Below are 12,955 nucleotides of genomic sequence, written 5' to 3' on the forward strand. Positions count from 1 at the left end.
CAACCCCCGGCGCCAATTGTGATCCATGCCATAAAACCTTGTATGTTATCGGGTACCGGCACCGCAGCCGGGTACTTGAACTGGGGGAACAAGTCATGGGGGAACAGACAAATGGATAGCCACGGCCCGGTTGCCGACGCACAGGGGTACCAGGGGGCGCCGCCGCCGCCCGGTCCCGACGTCCAGGGGCAGTGGCCCCAGGCGGTTCCTCCGCCGCCGGGGGGAGACGGCACACGCCCACGGGCATCGAAGCAGCCGGACCCGAAGAAGCGCAAGCGCCTGATCATTGCCGGCAGCGTTGCCGCCGGACTGCTGGTGATTCTCGGCGTCGGCGGTTTCTTCGGCTACAAGCACCTCAGCGAAACGACTTACAGCCCCCGGGTGCAGGCGGAGGAATACCTCCAGGCACTCGTCGACGGGGACGTTGAACGCGCCATGGAAATGGCTCCGGCGGGCGACGAAAAGGACGAGCTGGACTACTCGCTCATGACCAATGAGATCTACTCCAAGGCCACCGACCGGATCTCCGGATTCGAAGTGACCAATGTGGAGGTCAACGACGACGGCACAGCCGACGTGAGTGTCGACGTCAAGCAGGGGGACGATACCGAGTCCATGCAGCTGAAGCTGTCAGAGAACGGCACGGAGGCCGTGCTTTTCAAGAAGTGGAAGATGGACGCCCCGCTGGGCAGCTGGTCGCTGAACTACACCCTGGACCCGGACGCCTCCGAACCCGCCGTAAACGGCGTAGGCATCGAGGTGCCCGGGGACGGCAGGAAGCTGGCCGTGCTGCCGGGGGAATACACCTTTAATGCACCTACCGGAACGAAGTTCGTCAGCTACGGCGAGGACGAGAAAATGTCCGTCCGCCTGAACGGCCAGGAAGCATTGATGGGGGTCGGATTCACCCCGGAGATCACGGACGCGGCGCGTGAGGAGATCAAGGCACAAACCGCCGCGCACATCGAGAAATGTGTTGCGTCCACGGAACTGATTCCCAAGGGCTGCCCGAACCAGATGGATGACCAGGATCCGAAGAACTTCCGCAACATCAAGTGGACCATGACCAAGGCTCCCCGCTACGACACTATTGAGGGGGATCCGGCCGGGCCGTTCCGGGTGGAATCCGTCGACGGGGAATTTGCCCTGGACTGCGAGATGAAGCAGGGCGACTCCTGGGAACGGCAAAAGGGCACCGTGGAGCTCTATTCGCTTCCGGCCGAGGTCTACATCCTGGGCGAGGAACTGACTATCCTCTTCGCCGAATAGCAGCAGGCGGCCCCGCCGGATCCGGCGGGGCCGCAACTGTTACCTCCGTCATAAAAGCCGATAAGTTATCGGGTACCGGCCGCACGGCTTAGGTACTTGAACCGGGGGAGCAAGTCATGGGCGATAAAAAGGTGGATTACTACGGGCCGGGGGCCGGGGTATACCCGGCCGCACCGCCGCCCGGTGCCGGCAGCGAAAACCAGCAGCAGTGGCCAAAACAGCAGTGGCCGCCGACGCCCGGACAGAATGCCAGGCAAGGGCAGGCGCCGCCCAAAGCCGACCCGAAGCAGCGTAAAACCCTGATGATCGCCGGCGGAGTTGCCGCTGCGGTGCTGGTGGCCCTGATCGTCGGAGGCTGCCTCGGCTTCAAGCACCTGAAAGAGAACGTGTACAGCCCGCAGGTGCTGGCGGAAGAATACCTTTCGGCAATCGTTGACGGTGATGTGGAGAAGGCCATCGGCATGAGTCCCGACCACAATTTCGAGGACTTCTCCCTGATGACCAATGAGGCTTACGCCAAGGCCGAAAACAAGATCACCGGCTTCGAGGTGACCGAGGTGGTGGTCACCGGCGGCAAGGCCGACGTGAGTGTGGACATCGAGCAGGGCAGCGACACCACAGCCGTGACCCTGGACCTGCGTACCGACGGCACGGAAGCGTTGTTCTTTCACGAATGGAAGCTCAATATCGGTCTGTCGACCGCCTCGGTGCCCTACCTACCTCAGGGGGACGCCACTGCCGTGGTCGTTAACGGTGTGGAGATTCCCGGCCAGGACACGGAGGTGTCGGAGACCATCGCCCGGAGTTTTAATTTCCTGCCCGGCGACTACACCCTGAGTGCCTCTACCGGCACCCCCTACGCCGGTTATCCCGACCAGTTGGTGAGCGTGCGGTTGAACCAGGACGGCACCGCGACGGCGCAGGAGCGGTCCATCGTATTGAGGGCGGAGGTTACGGATGCCGGCCGCGGCGAAATCCAGGCCGGGATAACGGCGCACCTCGAAGACTGCATGAAATCGACGGAACTGATGCCGAAGGGCTGCCCGAACAAGTGGAGGGTCGAGGATCCGGACAATTACCGGAACATCTCCTGGAGCATGCCGACTCCGCCCACCCTCGAACCAGTCGAACTTGAACCAACCGGTCCGTCCGGACCGTTTTTCGTGAAGGCCGTCAACGGGGAAATGGTCCTGGAGTACGAAGTGCTGCGGGACGGCTCGTGGGAACCGGAGCAGCAGAAGGCGCCGCTCTACTGGATGTACGCCGACGTGGAGATCAACGGCGAGGAACTGTCCCTCACCTTCGCCGACTGACAATAGGTCCGCCGCCGCGGGCGCTGACGCCCGCCGGCGGCGGAAACTCCCCGGCCCGCCGGCGGTGAGCCGACAGGAAGCCGGCTACTCGACCGTCAGTTCGCCCATCCGGGACCACTCTTCGCCGTCAATGACGGTGTTGATGATCTTCGGCGTTTCCACCAGCGCCGGGACCATGTCCTTCATGGCCTGCTGGAAGTGGTCGCTCTGGACATGGGCGGCCGCGGCGTCGTCCTTGAACGCCTCCACGAGGACAAACTCGTTCGGGTTTTCCAGGCTGCGGGACCAGTCAAACCACAGGTTGCCCGGCTCTGCACGGGTGGCAGCGGTGAACCCGGACGTCAGCTCGGGCCAGCGCTCGGTCCACTCGGGCTTAACGAGGAACTTGACGGTAATGAAGATCATTTTGTCCTGCTTTCGCGAGATTTCGGGGGTTTTCATCGTATGCCCTCTCCGGCGGCACCGGGCCACCGGGAGACGGGCGCCGGGAATGGGAGGATGAATACGTGGCACATCTCGACGTATCCAACATTGACTATTTCCTCTCCGACGGACGGCAGCTCCTCAACGGCGTCAGCTTCAAGGTCGGCGACGGGCAGAAGACTGCCCTGATCGGCCCCAACGGCACCGGGAAAACCACCCTGCTGCGGATTATCGCCGGTGACCTGGTGCCGGACGAGGGCACGGTTTCACGGTCCGGAAACATGGGCATCATGCGCCAGTTCGTCGGCCAGGTCCGTGATGACAGCACGGTCCGTGACCTGCTCGTCTCGGCCGCGCCGCCGGCGCTCGCTGCGGCGGCCCGCGAAGTGGATGCGGCGGAGCTGGCCATGATGGAGCACGACGACGAGCCCACCCAGATGCGGTACGCCACCGCCATCACCGAATGGGGCGACGTCGGCGGTTACGAGCAGGAAACCGTTTGGGACGAGGTGACCATGGCCGCGCTCGGGCTGCCCTTCGACCGGGCGCAGTACCGCAAGGCGGCAACCCTTTCCGGCGGCGAGCAGAAGCGGCTGGTCCTGGAAGCACTTTTCGCCGGCTCCGACGAGCTCCTGCTCCTCGACGAGCCGGACAACTACCTTGACGTGCCCGGCAAGCGCTGGCTCGAAGGAAAACTTGCCGCCTCCAAGAAGTCCGTGCTGTTCGTCAGCCACGACCGCGAACTGCTGGACAACGCCGCCACCCGCATCGTGACCCTGGAACCGGGCATCAACGGCGCCTCCGCCTGGATCCACGGCGGCGCGTTCGGCAGCTACGTCAAAGCCCGGGAAGACCGCAACGCCCGGTTCGAGGAACTGCGCCGGCGCTGGGACGAGGAGCACCTCAAGCTCAAGGAACTCGTCAACATGTACAAGAACAAGGCCGCGTTCCGCTCCGACATGGCCAACCGGTACCACGCGGCCCAGACCCGGCTGGCCAAATTCCTGGAAGCCGGTCCGCCGGAAGCCCTTCCCGTTGAACAGAACGTCAAGATGCGGCTGCGCGGCGGCCGCACGGCCAAGCGCGCCGTCGTCGCCGAGAAGCTGGAACTGACCGGACTGATGAAACCGTTCAGTACGGAAATCTGGTTCGGCGACCGGGTGGGGGTGCTCGGCTCCAACGGTTCCGGAAAATCCCACTTCCTGCGCCTGCTGGCACTGGGCGGCAGCGACCCGGACCGGGAGCACGAGCCGGTGTCGGAAGTGGAGATCGCCCCGGTGCCTCATGCCGGCTCGGTGAAGCTGGGTGCGCGCATCCGGCCGGGATTCTTCGCGCAGACCATGATGCGCCCGGACCTGGCCGAACGCACCCTGCTGGACATCCTGCACCGCGGCGACGAACACCGGTCCGGGCTGGGCCGTGAAGCAGCCGCCGGAGCCCTCGACCGCTACGGACTGGCCTCGTCTTCGGAACAGAAGTTCGAGTCCCTCTCCGGCGGCCAGCAGGCACGGATGCAGATCCTGCTCCTGGAACTCTCCGGGGCCACCCTGCTGCTGCTGGACGAACCCACCGACAACCTGGACCTGCACTCCGCCGAGGCCCTGGAAAAGGCCATTGACGCCTTTGAAGGAACGGTCCTGGCGGTCACCCACGACCGCTGGTTTGCCCGCAGCTTCGACCGTTTCCTGGTCTTCGGCTCCGACGGCAGGGTCTACGAATCCGAGACGCCCGTCTGGGACGAAAAACGCGTGGAACGGGTCCGGTAGGGGACAATACTGGCGTGAACGAAACAGCCTTGAACAAAGCACTCGTTGCCGTCTTCGTGATTTTCGGCCTGAACGGCCTGGTGTTCGCCAGCTGGGCTGCCCGCATTCCGGCCGCCGCGGAGGACCTGGGTATCGGTGCCGCAGGGGTCGGCCTGCTCCTGCTGTTTTCCGCCATCGGCTCCGTGGCGGCACTGCCGCTGGCCGGTTCGGTGGCGCAGCGGATCGGCACCGCCGGCACGGTGCGGGCCGGCGGAGTTACGACGTCGGCAGCGTCCCTGGCCATCGCCGCCGGCCTGAACCTGGGGTCGATTCCCGTGACCGCCGCGGGGCTGCTGGTGTTCGGCGTGGGCATCGCCGGCTGGGATGTCGCCATGAACCTGGAGGGGGCCGACGTCGAACGCCGGGTGGGCCGGACGATCATGCCCAAGTTCCACGGCGCGTTCAGCGGCGGGGCATTCGTGGGCGCCATGATCGGTGCGGTGCTCTCCTGGGCGGGAATCTCGCTGTCCCTGCATCTGCTGGGAATCCTGACGGTGGTCTGCGTGGCGGTGCTGATAGTGCCGCGGAACTTCCTCCAGCTGCCGCACGCCCCCGCAGCCCACGGAGCCGACGAGGCCGCTAAGCCGTCCCGGTTCGGTGCCTGGCGGGAGGGGCGGACGCTGCTGATCGGCGTCGTTGTCCTGGGCGCCGCACTCACCGAAGGTGCGGCAAATGACTGGGTGGCCAAGGCGACCGTGGACGGACTGGGCACCAGTGAGTCCGCCGGGGCGGTGATGTTCGGTATTTTCGTGGCAGCCATGACCCTGACCCGCTGGTTCGGTGCCCGGCTGATCGACCGGATGGGCCGCGTCCCGGCGCTGCGGGTGTGCATGAGCGCCTCCCTCGCCGGCCTGCTGCTCTTCGTGTTCGCCCCGAACCTGGCGCTGGCCGCGCTCGGTGCCGTGCTGTGGGGGATCGGCGCGGCCCTGGGCTTCCCCATGGGCATGTCCGCCGCCGGGGAAGATCCGGTCCATGCTGCGGGCCGGGTATCGGTGGTGTCCACCATCGGTTACATGGCCTTCTTCGTCGGCCCGCCGGTGCTTGGTTTCCTGGGCGAGCACTGGGGAGTGCGCAACGCGCTGCTGGTGGTGGGCGCGGCCATGCTGGTTTCCATTGTTTTCGCCCCGGCCGCGGGGGAGCGGAAGGCCGTGTCGGAAACAGCTTAATGCTGCGGACCGATCCTGTCCGCAATAGGCGGGCGCGGGAACCCCGCACGGTCCTACCCTCGACGCATGTCCTTTTCACCACAGTCCGCGCCGTTGATTTCCGCCGAGGGGCTGACCAAGGTCTACTCCTCGAAATCCGGTCCAGTGCATGCCCTGGACGGACTGGATATCGCTGTCCCTGAAGGCACGGTGACCGCTTTGCTGGGCCCCAACGGGGCCGGGAAAACGACCGCCGTCAAGGTCCTCACCACCCTGATCCGGCCCGATTCGGGCACAGCCGTCATCGACGGCATAAACGTTCTCACCGACCCCAAAGCAGTACGCCGCGTCATTGGCGTGTCCGGCCAGTACTCCGCCGTGGATGAAAACCTCACCGGGATAGAAAACCTCGACATGGTGGGGCATCTGTACCACTTGCCGGCCCGGCGCGCGAAGGAACGGGCCATCGAACTCATCGACATGTTCGAGCTGTCCGATGCCGGCAACCGTCCGGTCAAGGGCTATTCCGGCGGTATGCGCCGCCGCCTGGACCTCGCCGGCGCGCTGGTGAACCAACCCCGGGTCCTGTTCCTGGATGAACCGACCACGGGGCTTGACCCGCGGTCCCGGATCGCACTGTGGGGCGTCATCACCGACCTCGTGGCACGGGGGACCACCCTGCTGCTGACTACCCAGTACCTGGAGGAAGCGGATCAGCTGGCGGACAAGGTGGCCGTGATCGACGAAGGGAAGGTTATTGCCGAGGGCACCTCGGATGACCTGAAGGCGCAGATCGGCGGGCACCGCGTGGCGGTGGCCCTGCACCGCCAGGAGGACGCTGACGAGGCACTGTCCATCCTGGGCCGGCACGGTTCCGGTGACCCGCACGTTTCCGGCGACGGCCGGACGCTGGAAGTCGCCGTCGTCGACGGCCCCGCCGCGCTCCAGCGCATCCTGTCCGAGCTGGAGGCGGGCAGCATCGAACTGCACGACGCCGGCATCCGCCGCCCCACCCTGGACGACGTCTTCCTGCAGCTCACCGGCAAGCCGGCCGAAGAGGACAGCGAAACGGAGAAAGAGGAGGCACACCGATGAGTGCCGCAGTATCAGCAACCGGCATCCGGACCGGCACCCCAAGCCTGCCGGCACGGTGGGCCGGCGACGGCTGGACGGTCACCAAGCGGAACCTGATCAAGATCAAGCGTTCTCCGGACATGATCATCTTCGCCGTGCTGCAGCCGATTATGTTCGTGCTTTTGTTCAGCCAGGTCTACGGCGGGTCCATTGCCGTGGCGGGTACCGACTACACCCAGTTCCTGATGGCGGGCATCTTTGCCCAGACCGTGGTGTTCGGGTCCACGTTCTCCGGCTCCGCCATGGCACAGGATCTGAAGGAGGGGATCATTGACCGGTTCCGGACCCTGCCGATGAGTCCGTCCGCGGTGCTGATCGGCAGAACCAACGCCGACCTGGCACTCAACGGGATTTCCATGCTCATCATGATGGGCACGGGCCTGCTGGTGGGCTGGCGGGTGAACTCCACGCCGGGACGGTTCCTGGCAGCCCTTGCGCTGCTGCTGCTGTTCTCCTACGCCTTCAGCTGGGTGATGGCCCTGCTCGGGATGACGGTGCGCTCACCGGAGACGATCAACAATGCCTCCTTCATGATCCTGTTCCCCATCACCTTCATTTCCAATGCGTTCGTGCAGAGCTCCAACCTCCCCGGACCGCTGCAGACTTTCGCGGACTGGAACCCGGTCTCGGCGCTGGTGCAGGCCGTACGCGAGTTGTTCGGCAACCTCGGCAGCGCTCCCGTGCCGGACACGTGGCCCATGCAGAACGCCGTTGCCACCGTGCTGATCGGCTCGGCCGTGATGCTTGTGGTCTTCGTTCCGCTGGCGGTGCGGAAGTTCGAGTCGATCAGCTCCCGGTAGCGGGGCAACTTGAGGACACACCATGATTGAAGCTCACGGCCTGGCAAAACGTTTCGGTGACAAGACCGCCGTTGACGGCATCACCTTCAGCGTCCAGCCGGGCAAGGTCACCGGCTTTCTGGGCCCGAACGGCGCCGGCAAATCCACCACCATGCGCATGATCGTGGGGCTGGACCGGCCCACGGCCGGCAGCGTGAGGGTTAACGGGGCACCTTATGCCAGCCACAAGGCTCCCCTGCGGGAAGTGGGGGCCCTGCTGGAGGCGAGGGCAGTCCATCCCCGCCGGACGGCTTACAACCACCTTCGGGCGCTCGCCGCCACGCACGGCATTGGGAAGAAACGCATCAACCAGGTCATTGAACAGACCGGCCTCGGCCCGGTGGCGAAGAAACGCGTCGGCAGTTTCTCCATGGGCATGGGCCAGCGGCTCGGCATTGCCGTGGCACTGCTGGGGGATCCCCGGACATTGATTTTTGATGAACCGGTCAACGGTTTGGATCCCGAGGGTGTGCAGTGGGTCCGGCACCTGGCCCGGGGCCTCGCCGCGGAGGGCCGAACGGTGTTTATCTCCTCGCACCTGATGAGCGAGATGGCCGTCACGGCCGACCACCTGATCGTGATCGGCCGCGGCAGGATCCTGGCGGATGCCCCGATGGAACAGGTCATTGCCGGCGGCGGCCGGGAACGTTCCCTGGTGCGGTCCGACGACGCCGCCGCCCTGGCAGCTGCCATCGGTTCAGACGGTGTGGAAGTGCGCCGGCTGGCACCGGACCAGCTCGTAGTCCTGGGGCTCTCCGCTCGCGGCATTGCCGAAGCCGCCCTCTCCCGGCGGATCCTGGTCACGGAACTGACCCCGCAGACAACGTCCCTGGAGGACGCGTACATGGAGCTGACCCACGGTGAGGTCGAGTACGAGTCCCAGGGCATCGAGCAGGGCGGTAAGGAAACCCCTAATCATCCGTAAGGGTGACCCCTGATTCATCCCTTGGACCGGTTCCGCGGCGGCTCAGGCCACCTATGGTGGAGGTAGACCCCCAGGATTTTGCTTCCCAACGTGAGGACCACCCATGATCGAGGCAGTTGGCCTCTCGAAGCGCTACGGCGACAAAACCGCCGTCGACGACGTTTCCTTTACCGTCCAGCCAGGCAAGGTGACCGGATTCCTCGGCCCCAACGGAGCCGGCAAATCCACCACCATGCGTATGATCGTCGGCCTGGACCGGCCGACCTCCGGCCGGGTGCTGGTCAACGGCAAACCCTATGCCCGGCACAAGGCCCCGCTCCGTGAGGTCGGGGCGCTGCTTGACGCGAAGGCCGTGCACACCAAGCGCAGTGCCTATAACCACCTGCGGGCCATGGCAGCCACCCACGGCATTTCCGCCAACCGGGTGAACGAGGTCATTGACCTTACTGGCCTGACCTCCGTGGCGAAGAAGCGGGTAGGCGGCTTCTCCCTGGGGATGGGGCAGCGGCTGGGAATTGCATCGGCCCTGCTGGGAGATCCCTCCACCGTCATCCTGGACGAGCCGGTTAACGGGCTGGACCCGGAAGGCGTGCTCTGGGTCCGCCATATGGCCCGGGAACTTGCCGCGGAAGGCCGCACCGTTTTCCTTTCCTCGCACCTCATGAGCGAAATGGCGCAGACGGCGGACCACCTGATCGTGATTGGCCGCGGACGGATTATTGCCGATGCACCGATCGCCGAAATCATTGCCGGCCAGAAAAAGGTCCGGGTCCTTGTCCGCACGGACAGCCCGCGGGATCTGCTGGAGGCGCTGGCTGGACCGGGAGTCACCGGCGTCGAGAAGGAAACCGGGCTCCTGGAAATCACCGGTGCCCAACCGCGCAGAATCGCCGAGGCCGCATTGGACCGGCAGATCCTTGTGTACGAACTGACGCCCCTGCAGGTGTCCCTCGAGGACGCGTACATGGAGCTGACCCGGGACGACGTTGAATACCGGTCCCAGGACCGGCCGCAGGAGCTTGCCGCTGCGGGAACTGCCTCCGGGAAGGGGAAGTAGAACCGTGAGTACCGCTACAACATCCAAGAATCCGCCGGAGTCGGCACCGGCGGACCCCACGGGTTCCGGCGTGAGCTTCCTGCGCGTCCTGAAATCCGAATGGATCAAGGTCACCACGGTGCCCTCCACCGTGATCCTGCTTGCCGTCACCGTGCTGGTGATGGTGGGGCTTGCCGCAGGGGCCGCCTGGGGCACCGTTCAACTGGCCAATGAAGCCGCGGACCGCGCCACCCAAAGCGCACCGTCCGCCGGTGCCACGGCCGAGGCGGCGCCGACGGCGGTCCCGGGTGCCGCCGTCCCGACGGCCGTCCCGACGGAGGGTGCCGGCGTACCGACCGACGGGGCGGCGGGCGATTCTGCCGACGATTCTCCTGGCGGACCTCCTGCGGCCAGCAGCCTGGTCCGGGAAGTGCCGTCGAGCGGCGTTTTGTTCGGCCAGTTGCTGATTGCATCCCTCGCCGTGGTGCTGGTTGCTTCCGAATGGGGGACCGGAATGATCCGCTCGACCTTCAGCGCCGTCCCGAAGCGGACCCCGGCGCTGCTGGCCAAGAACCTCATCATCGCCGTCGTTTCCTTCATCGTCGGCGCCGGTGCCGCCTTCATTTCGTTCCTGGTGGCCCGGCCGATCCTCGGCAGCGCAGATCTCAGCCTGTCGCTGGGCGACGACGGCGTGCTGGCCAGCATCCTTAACACCGGCACGTTCCTGGCGCTGCTGGCCGTGTTCTCCATGGGTATCGGAACGCTGCTCCGCAATACTGCGGGCGGCGTGGTGACCGCCATCGGTGTCATCTTCGTCCTGCCCCTGGTGGCGACCATCCTGCAGAACCTGGGGGACTGGATTTCGGACGCCGCACGTTTCCTGCCGAGCAACGCCGGAGCACAGCTGGTAATGGCCGGAACCACAGCGGAAGGGGACCTCACCCAGCTGCAGGGCGGCCTGGTCCTCGGGGCATGGGCCGCGGTACTGCTGATCACCTCCATCGTTGTCACCAAGAAGCGGGACGTGTAGGGCACCGATACTTCGGTGAGGGCGACGGCGGAAGAACGGCCGCCGCCGCCCTCACCGGACTCAACAACAAATCCTCCACAACCCCCGGTGTCTGCTGCCCCGGGGGTTCTTTACGCCCGGAACCGGCCGCGGTTACGCGGGAACCGGCCGCTCTGGTTGAATCGGAGCATGTCCAACGCATTGGCCCACGTAAATGACCTCGGCGCGTTTGTCAGCGCCTCACCCTCCAGCTTCCACGCCGCGCGCGAGGGTGCGCGCCGCCTAACGGAAGCGGGATTCACCGAAGTACTCGAGACCGGGGACTTCCCCCGCTCGGCCGGAAAGTTCTTCGTGGTGCGCGACGGCGCGTTCATCGCCTGGGTCACTCCCGAAGCCGCCGGCCCTGCCACCGGTTTTTCGATCCTGGGCACCCACACCGATTCCCCGTCCTTCAAGCTCAAGCCCCGCCCCACCACCGGTCGGCTCGGCTGGCTGCAGGCCGGCGTCGAAGTGTACGGCGGCCCGCTGCTGAACTCCTGGCTGGACCGCGAGCTGCAGCTTGCCGGGCGCATGGTCACCCTGGATGGTGAGGAGCGGCTCGTGGAGACCGGACCGCTGATGCGCTTCCCCCAGCTGGCGATCCACCTGGACCGGGCCGTGAATGAAGGCCTGAAACTGGACAAGCAGCAGCACATGAACCCGGTATGGGGACTGGGCGACCCGTCCACCTCCGACCTCGTGGCGCTGCTGGCAGAGAAGGCCGGCCTGGCGCCGGAGGAGATCGGCGGTTACGACATTGTTGCCGCCGACACCCAGGCCCCGCAGGTCTTCGGCGCCGAGGGCGAGTTCTTCGCCTCGGGACGGCTGGACAACCTCTCCTCCGTCCACGCCGGCGTCGTCGCCCTGATCGCGGCCGACGTCGCGCCCACCGCGCCCGTTGCCGTGCTCGCTGCCTTCGACCATGAAGAGGTGGGCAGCGGGAGCCGGTCGGGAGCAGCCGGGCCGTTCCTCGAAGACATCCTGCTGCGGATCAGCGACGGGCTGGGCGCGACGACGGCGGACCGCGCGCGGGGGCTGGCCGCCTCCTTCTGCATTTCCGCGGATGTTGGGCACGCCGTCCACCCCAACTACGCGGAACGCCACGATCCGGCCAACCATCCGGTGCTCAACGGCGGACCGCTGCTGAAGATCAACGCCAACCAGCGATACAGCACCGATGCGCCCGGTACGGCCCGTTGGGCGGGTCTCTGCGCCGCCGCCGGTGTGCCGTTCCAGGAGTTCGTCTCCCACAACTCCGTCCCCTGCGGGTCCACCATCGGTCCCCTGACCGCAACCCGGCTCGGGATCCGGACCGTCGACGTCGGAATCCCCGTTCTGTCGATGCACTCGGCCCGGGAAATGGCGGGTGTGGAGGATCCCCGGCGCCTGGCAGCAGTGGCGCAGCTGTTTTTCGCGGGCGGGGCGGCTTGACCCGGCAAGGCACCGGCTAGGCATCCGCCAAGCATCCGCAAAGCACCGGCAGGTCCCGGCGTGTCAATCCCGGTCCGGGAAATCGGATAGGATAAGAAAGTCTGTGCTGTCGGCTTAGGTCGGCAGATTCCCCCCGCTGCGGATCAGCTGCATGCCGAGGGGGAGACAACGCAAAAGAACCTCCTGTTACGGAAATGCCGTGACCGTATAGCCCAAAGGAGGTGGGTTCACAAATGCGTGCTTATGAACTGATGGTAATCATCGACCCCGAGGTCGAAGAGCGTACCGTCGAGCCTTCGCTCGACAAGTTCCTCAATGTTGTCCGCAACGATGGTGGAACCATCGACAAGGTAGACATCTGGGGCCGTCGTCGACTGGCCTACGAAATCCAGAAAAAGACTGAAGGCATCTACGCGGTGGTTAACTTCACCGGTACGCCTGCAGCAGCAGCCGAGCTTGATCGCCAGCTGAGCCTTAACGAGACCATCATGCGCACCAAGATCATCCGCCCGGAAGAGCAGAAGATCTCGAAGAAGGATGCCAAGAAGGCCGCTAAGGACGCTGCAAAGGTTTCCGCAGAATAATTT

The 12,955-nt window shown here is 65.5% G+C and carries 12 protein-coding genes; 11 read left to right on the forward strand and 1 reads right to left on the reverse strand.

Annotated features, from left to right (window positions below):
- The first annotated feature begins 111 nt into the window (after positions 1 to 111).
- Together LOC60_RS11875 and LOC60_RS11880 are read left to right on the forward strand one after the other, a co-directional pair.
- Positions 112 to 1,269 (forward strand): hypothetical protein, encoded by a 1,158-nt coding sequence (locus LOC60_RS11875; protein ID WP_230025378.1) that lies wholly within the window; start codon positions 112 to 114, stop codon positions 1,267 to 1,269.
- A gap of 116 nt (positions 1,270 to 1,385) precedes the next feature.
- Positions 1,386 to 2,582, forward strand: a complete 1,197-nt coding sequence (locus LOC60_RS11880) for a hypothetical protein (protein ID WP_230025379.1) — start codon at positions 1,386 to 1,388, stop codon at positions 2,580 to 2,582.
- Between the two features lie 84 nt (positions 2,583 to 2,666).
- Here LOC60_RS11880 and LOC60_RS11885 read toward each other — a convergent pair whose 3' ends face one another.
- Positions 2,667 to 2,987 (reverse strand): putative quinol monooxygenase, encoded by a 321-nt coding sequence (locus LOC60_RS11885; RefSeq protein ID WP_230025617.1) that lies wholly within the window; start codon positions 2,985 to 2,987, stop codon positions 2,667 to 2,669.
- Positions 2,988 to 3,088: 101 nt separating this feature from the next.
- Here LOC60_RS11885 and LOC60_RS11890 point away from each other — a divergent pair, with 101 nt between their 5' ends.
- The 9 genes from LOC60_RS11890 to rpsF all read left to right on the forward strand — a co-directional run bounded on the left by LOC60_RS11890 (position 3,089) and on the right by rpsF (position 12,952).
- Entirely contained in the window at positions 3,089 to 4,771 is a 1,683-nt protein-coding gene (locus LOC60_RS11890) for an ABC-F family ATP-binding cassette domain-containing protein (RefSeq protein ID WP_230025381.1), read from the forward strand.
- A 14-nt stretch (positions 4,772 to 4,785) separates the two neighbouring features.
- Positions 4,786 to 5,976 carry an MFS transporter gene (locus tag LOC60_RS11895; RefSeq protein ID WP_230025382.1) on the forward strand — a complete coding sequence of 397 codons (1,191 nt, stop codon included), beginning with the start codon at positions 4,786 to 4,788 and terminating at the stop codon, positions 5,974 to 5,976.
- Positions 5,977 to 6,042: 66 nt separating this feature from the next.
- Positions 6,043 to 7,050: an ATP-binding cassette domain-containing protein gene (locus LOC60_RS11900; protein ID WP_230025383.1), complete on the forward strand. Its 1,008-nt coding sequence runs from the start codon at positions 6,043 to 6,045 to the stop codon at positions 7,048 to 7,050.
- The gene (locus LOC60_RS11905) at positions 7,047 to 7,889 is read left to right on the forward strand and encodes an ABC transporter permease (protein ID WP_230025384.1); all 843 of its coding nucleotides are present in this window, start codon (positions 7,047 to 7,049) and stop codon (positions 7,887 to 7,889) included. The genes LOC60_RS11900 and LOC60_RS11905 overlap by 4 nt, the downstream gene beginning before the upstream one ends.
- Before the next feature lie 22 nt (positions 7,890 to 7,911).
- Positions 7,912 to 8,853: an ABC transporter ATP-binding protein gene (locus tag LOC60_RS11910; protein WP_230025385.1), complete on the forward strand. Its 942-nt coding sequence runs from the start codon at positions 7,912 to 7,914 to the stop codon at positions 8,851 to 8,853.
- Between the two features lie 103 nt (positions 8,854 to 8,956).
- Positions 8,957 to 9,910 (forward strand): ABC transporter ATP-binding protein, encoded by a 954-nt coding sequence (locus tag LOC60_RS11915; RefSeq protein WP_230025386.1) that lies wholly within the window; start codon positions 8,957 to 8,959, stop codon positions 9,908 to 9,910.
- Between the two features lie 4 nt (positions 9,911 to 9,914).
- On the forward strand, positions 9,915 to 10,919 hold the full coding sequence (locus LOC60_RS11920) for an ABC transporter permease subunit (protein WP_230025388.1): 1,005 nt from the start codon (positions 9,915 to 9,917) through the stop codon (positions 10,917 to 10,919).
- Positions 10,920 to 11,087: 168 nt separating this feature from the next.
- The gene (locus LOC60_RS11925; RefSeq protein WP_230025389.1) at positions 11,088 to 12,368 is read left to right on the forward strand and encodes a M18 family aminopeptidase; all 1,281 of its coding nucleotides are present in this window, start codon (positions 11,088 to 11,090) and stop codon (positions 12,366 to 12,368) included.
- Between the two features lie 233 nt (positions 12,369 to 12,601).
- On the forward strand, positions 12,602 to 12,952 hold the full coding sequence (gene rpsF, locus LOC60_RS11930; RefSeq protein ID WP_227920298.1) for a 30S ribosomal protein S6: 351 nt from the start codon (positions 12,602 to 12,604) through the stop codon (positions 12,950 to 12,952).
- The last annotated feature ends 3 nt before the right edge of the window (positions 12,953 to 12,955 follow it).

The sequence above is a fragment of the Arthrobacter sp. zg-Y769 genome (genome assembly GCF_020907405.1).
Classification (GTDB): Bacteria; Actinomycetota; Actinomycetes; order Actinomycetales; family Micrococcaceae; genus Arthrobacter_B.

Excerpts from the sequence above, each read along its gene's own strand:
- LOC60_RS11875 (WP_230025378.1), top strand. The coding sequence starts at position 112 with ATGGATAGCCACGGCCCGGTTGCCGACGCACAGGGGTACCAGGGGGCG.
- LOC60_RS11880 (WP_230025379.1), top strand. The coding sequence starts at position 1,386 with ATGGGCGATAAAAAGGTGGATTACTACGGGCCGGGGGCCGGGGTATAC.
- LOC60_RS11885 (WP_230025617.1), bottom strand. The coding sequence starts at position 2,987 with ATGATCTTCATTACCGTCAAGTTCCTCGTTAAGCCCGAGTGGACCGAG.
- LOC60_RS11900 (WP_230025383.1), top strand. The coding sequence starts at position 6,043 with ATGTCCTTTTCACCACAGTCCGCGCCGTTGATTTCCGCCGAGGGGCTG.
- LOC60_RS11905 (WP_230025384.1), top strand. The coding sequence starts at position 7,047 with ATGAGTGCCGCAGTATCAGCAACCGGCATCCGGACCGGCACCCCAAGC.
- LOC60_RS11910 (WP_230025385.1), top strand. The coding sequence starts at position 7,912 with ATGATTGAAGCTCACGGCCTGGCAAAACGTTTCGGTGACAAGACCGCC.
- LOC60_RS11915 (WP_230025386.1), top strand. The coding sequence starts at position 8,957 with ATGATCGAGGCAGTTGGCCTCTCGAAGCGCTACGGCGACAAAACCGCC.
- LOC60_RS11925 (WP_230025389.1), top strand. The coding sequence starts at position 11,088 with ATGTCCAACGCATTGGCCCACGTAAATGACCTCGGCGCGTTTGTCAGC.
- rpsF (WP_227920298.1), top strand. The coding sequence starts at position 12,602 with ATGCGTGCTTATGAACTGATGGTAATCATCGACCCCGAGGTCGAAGAG.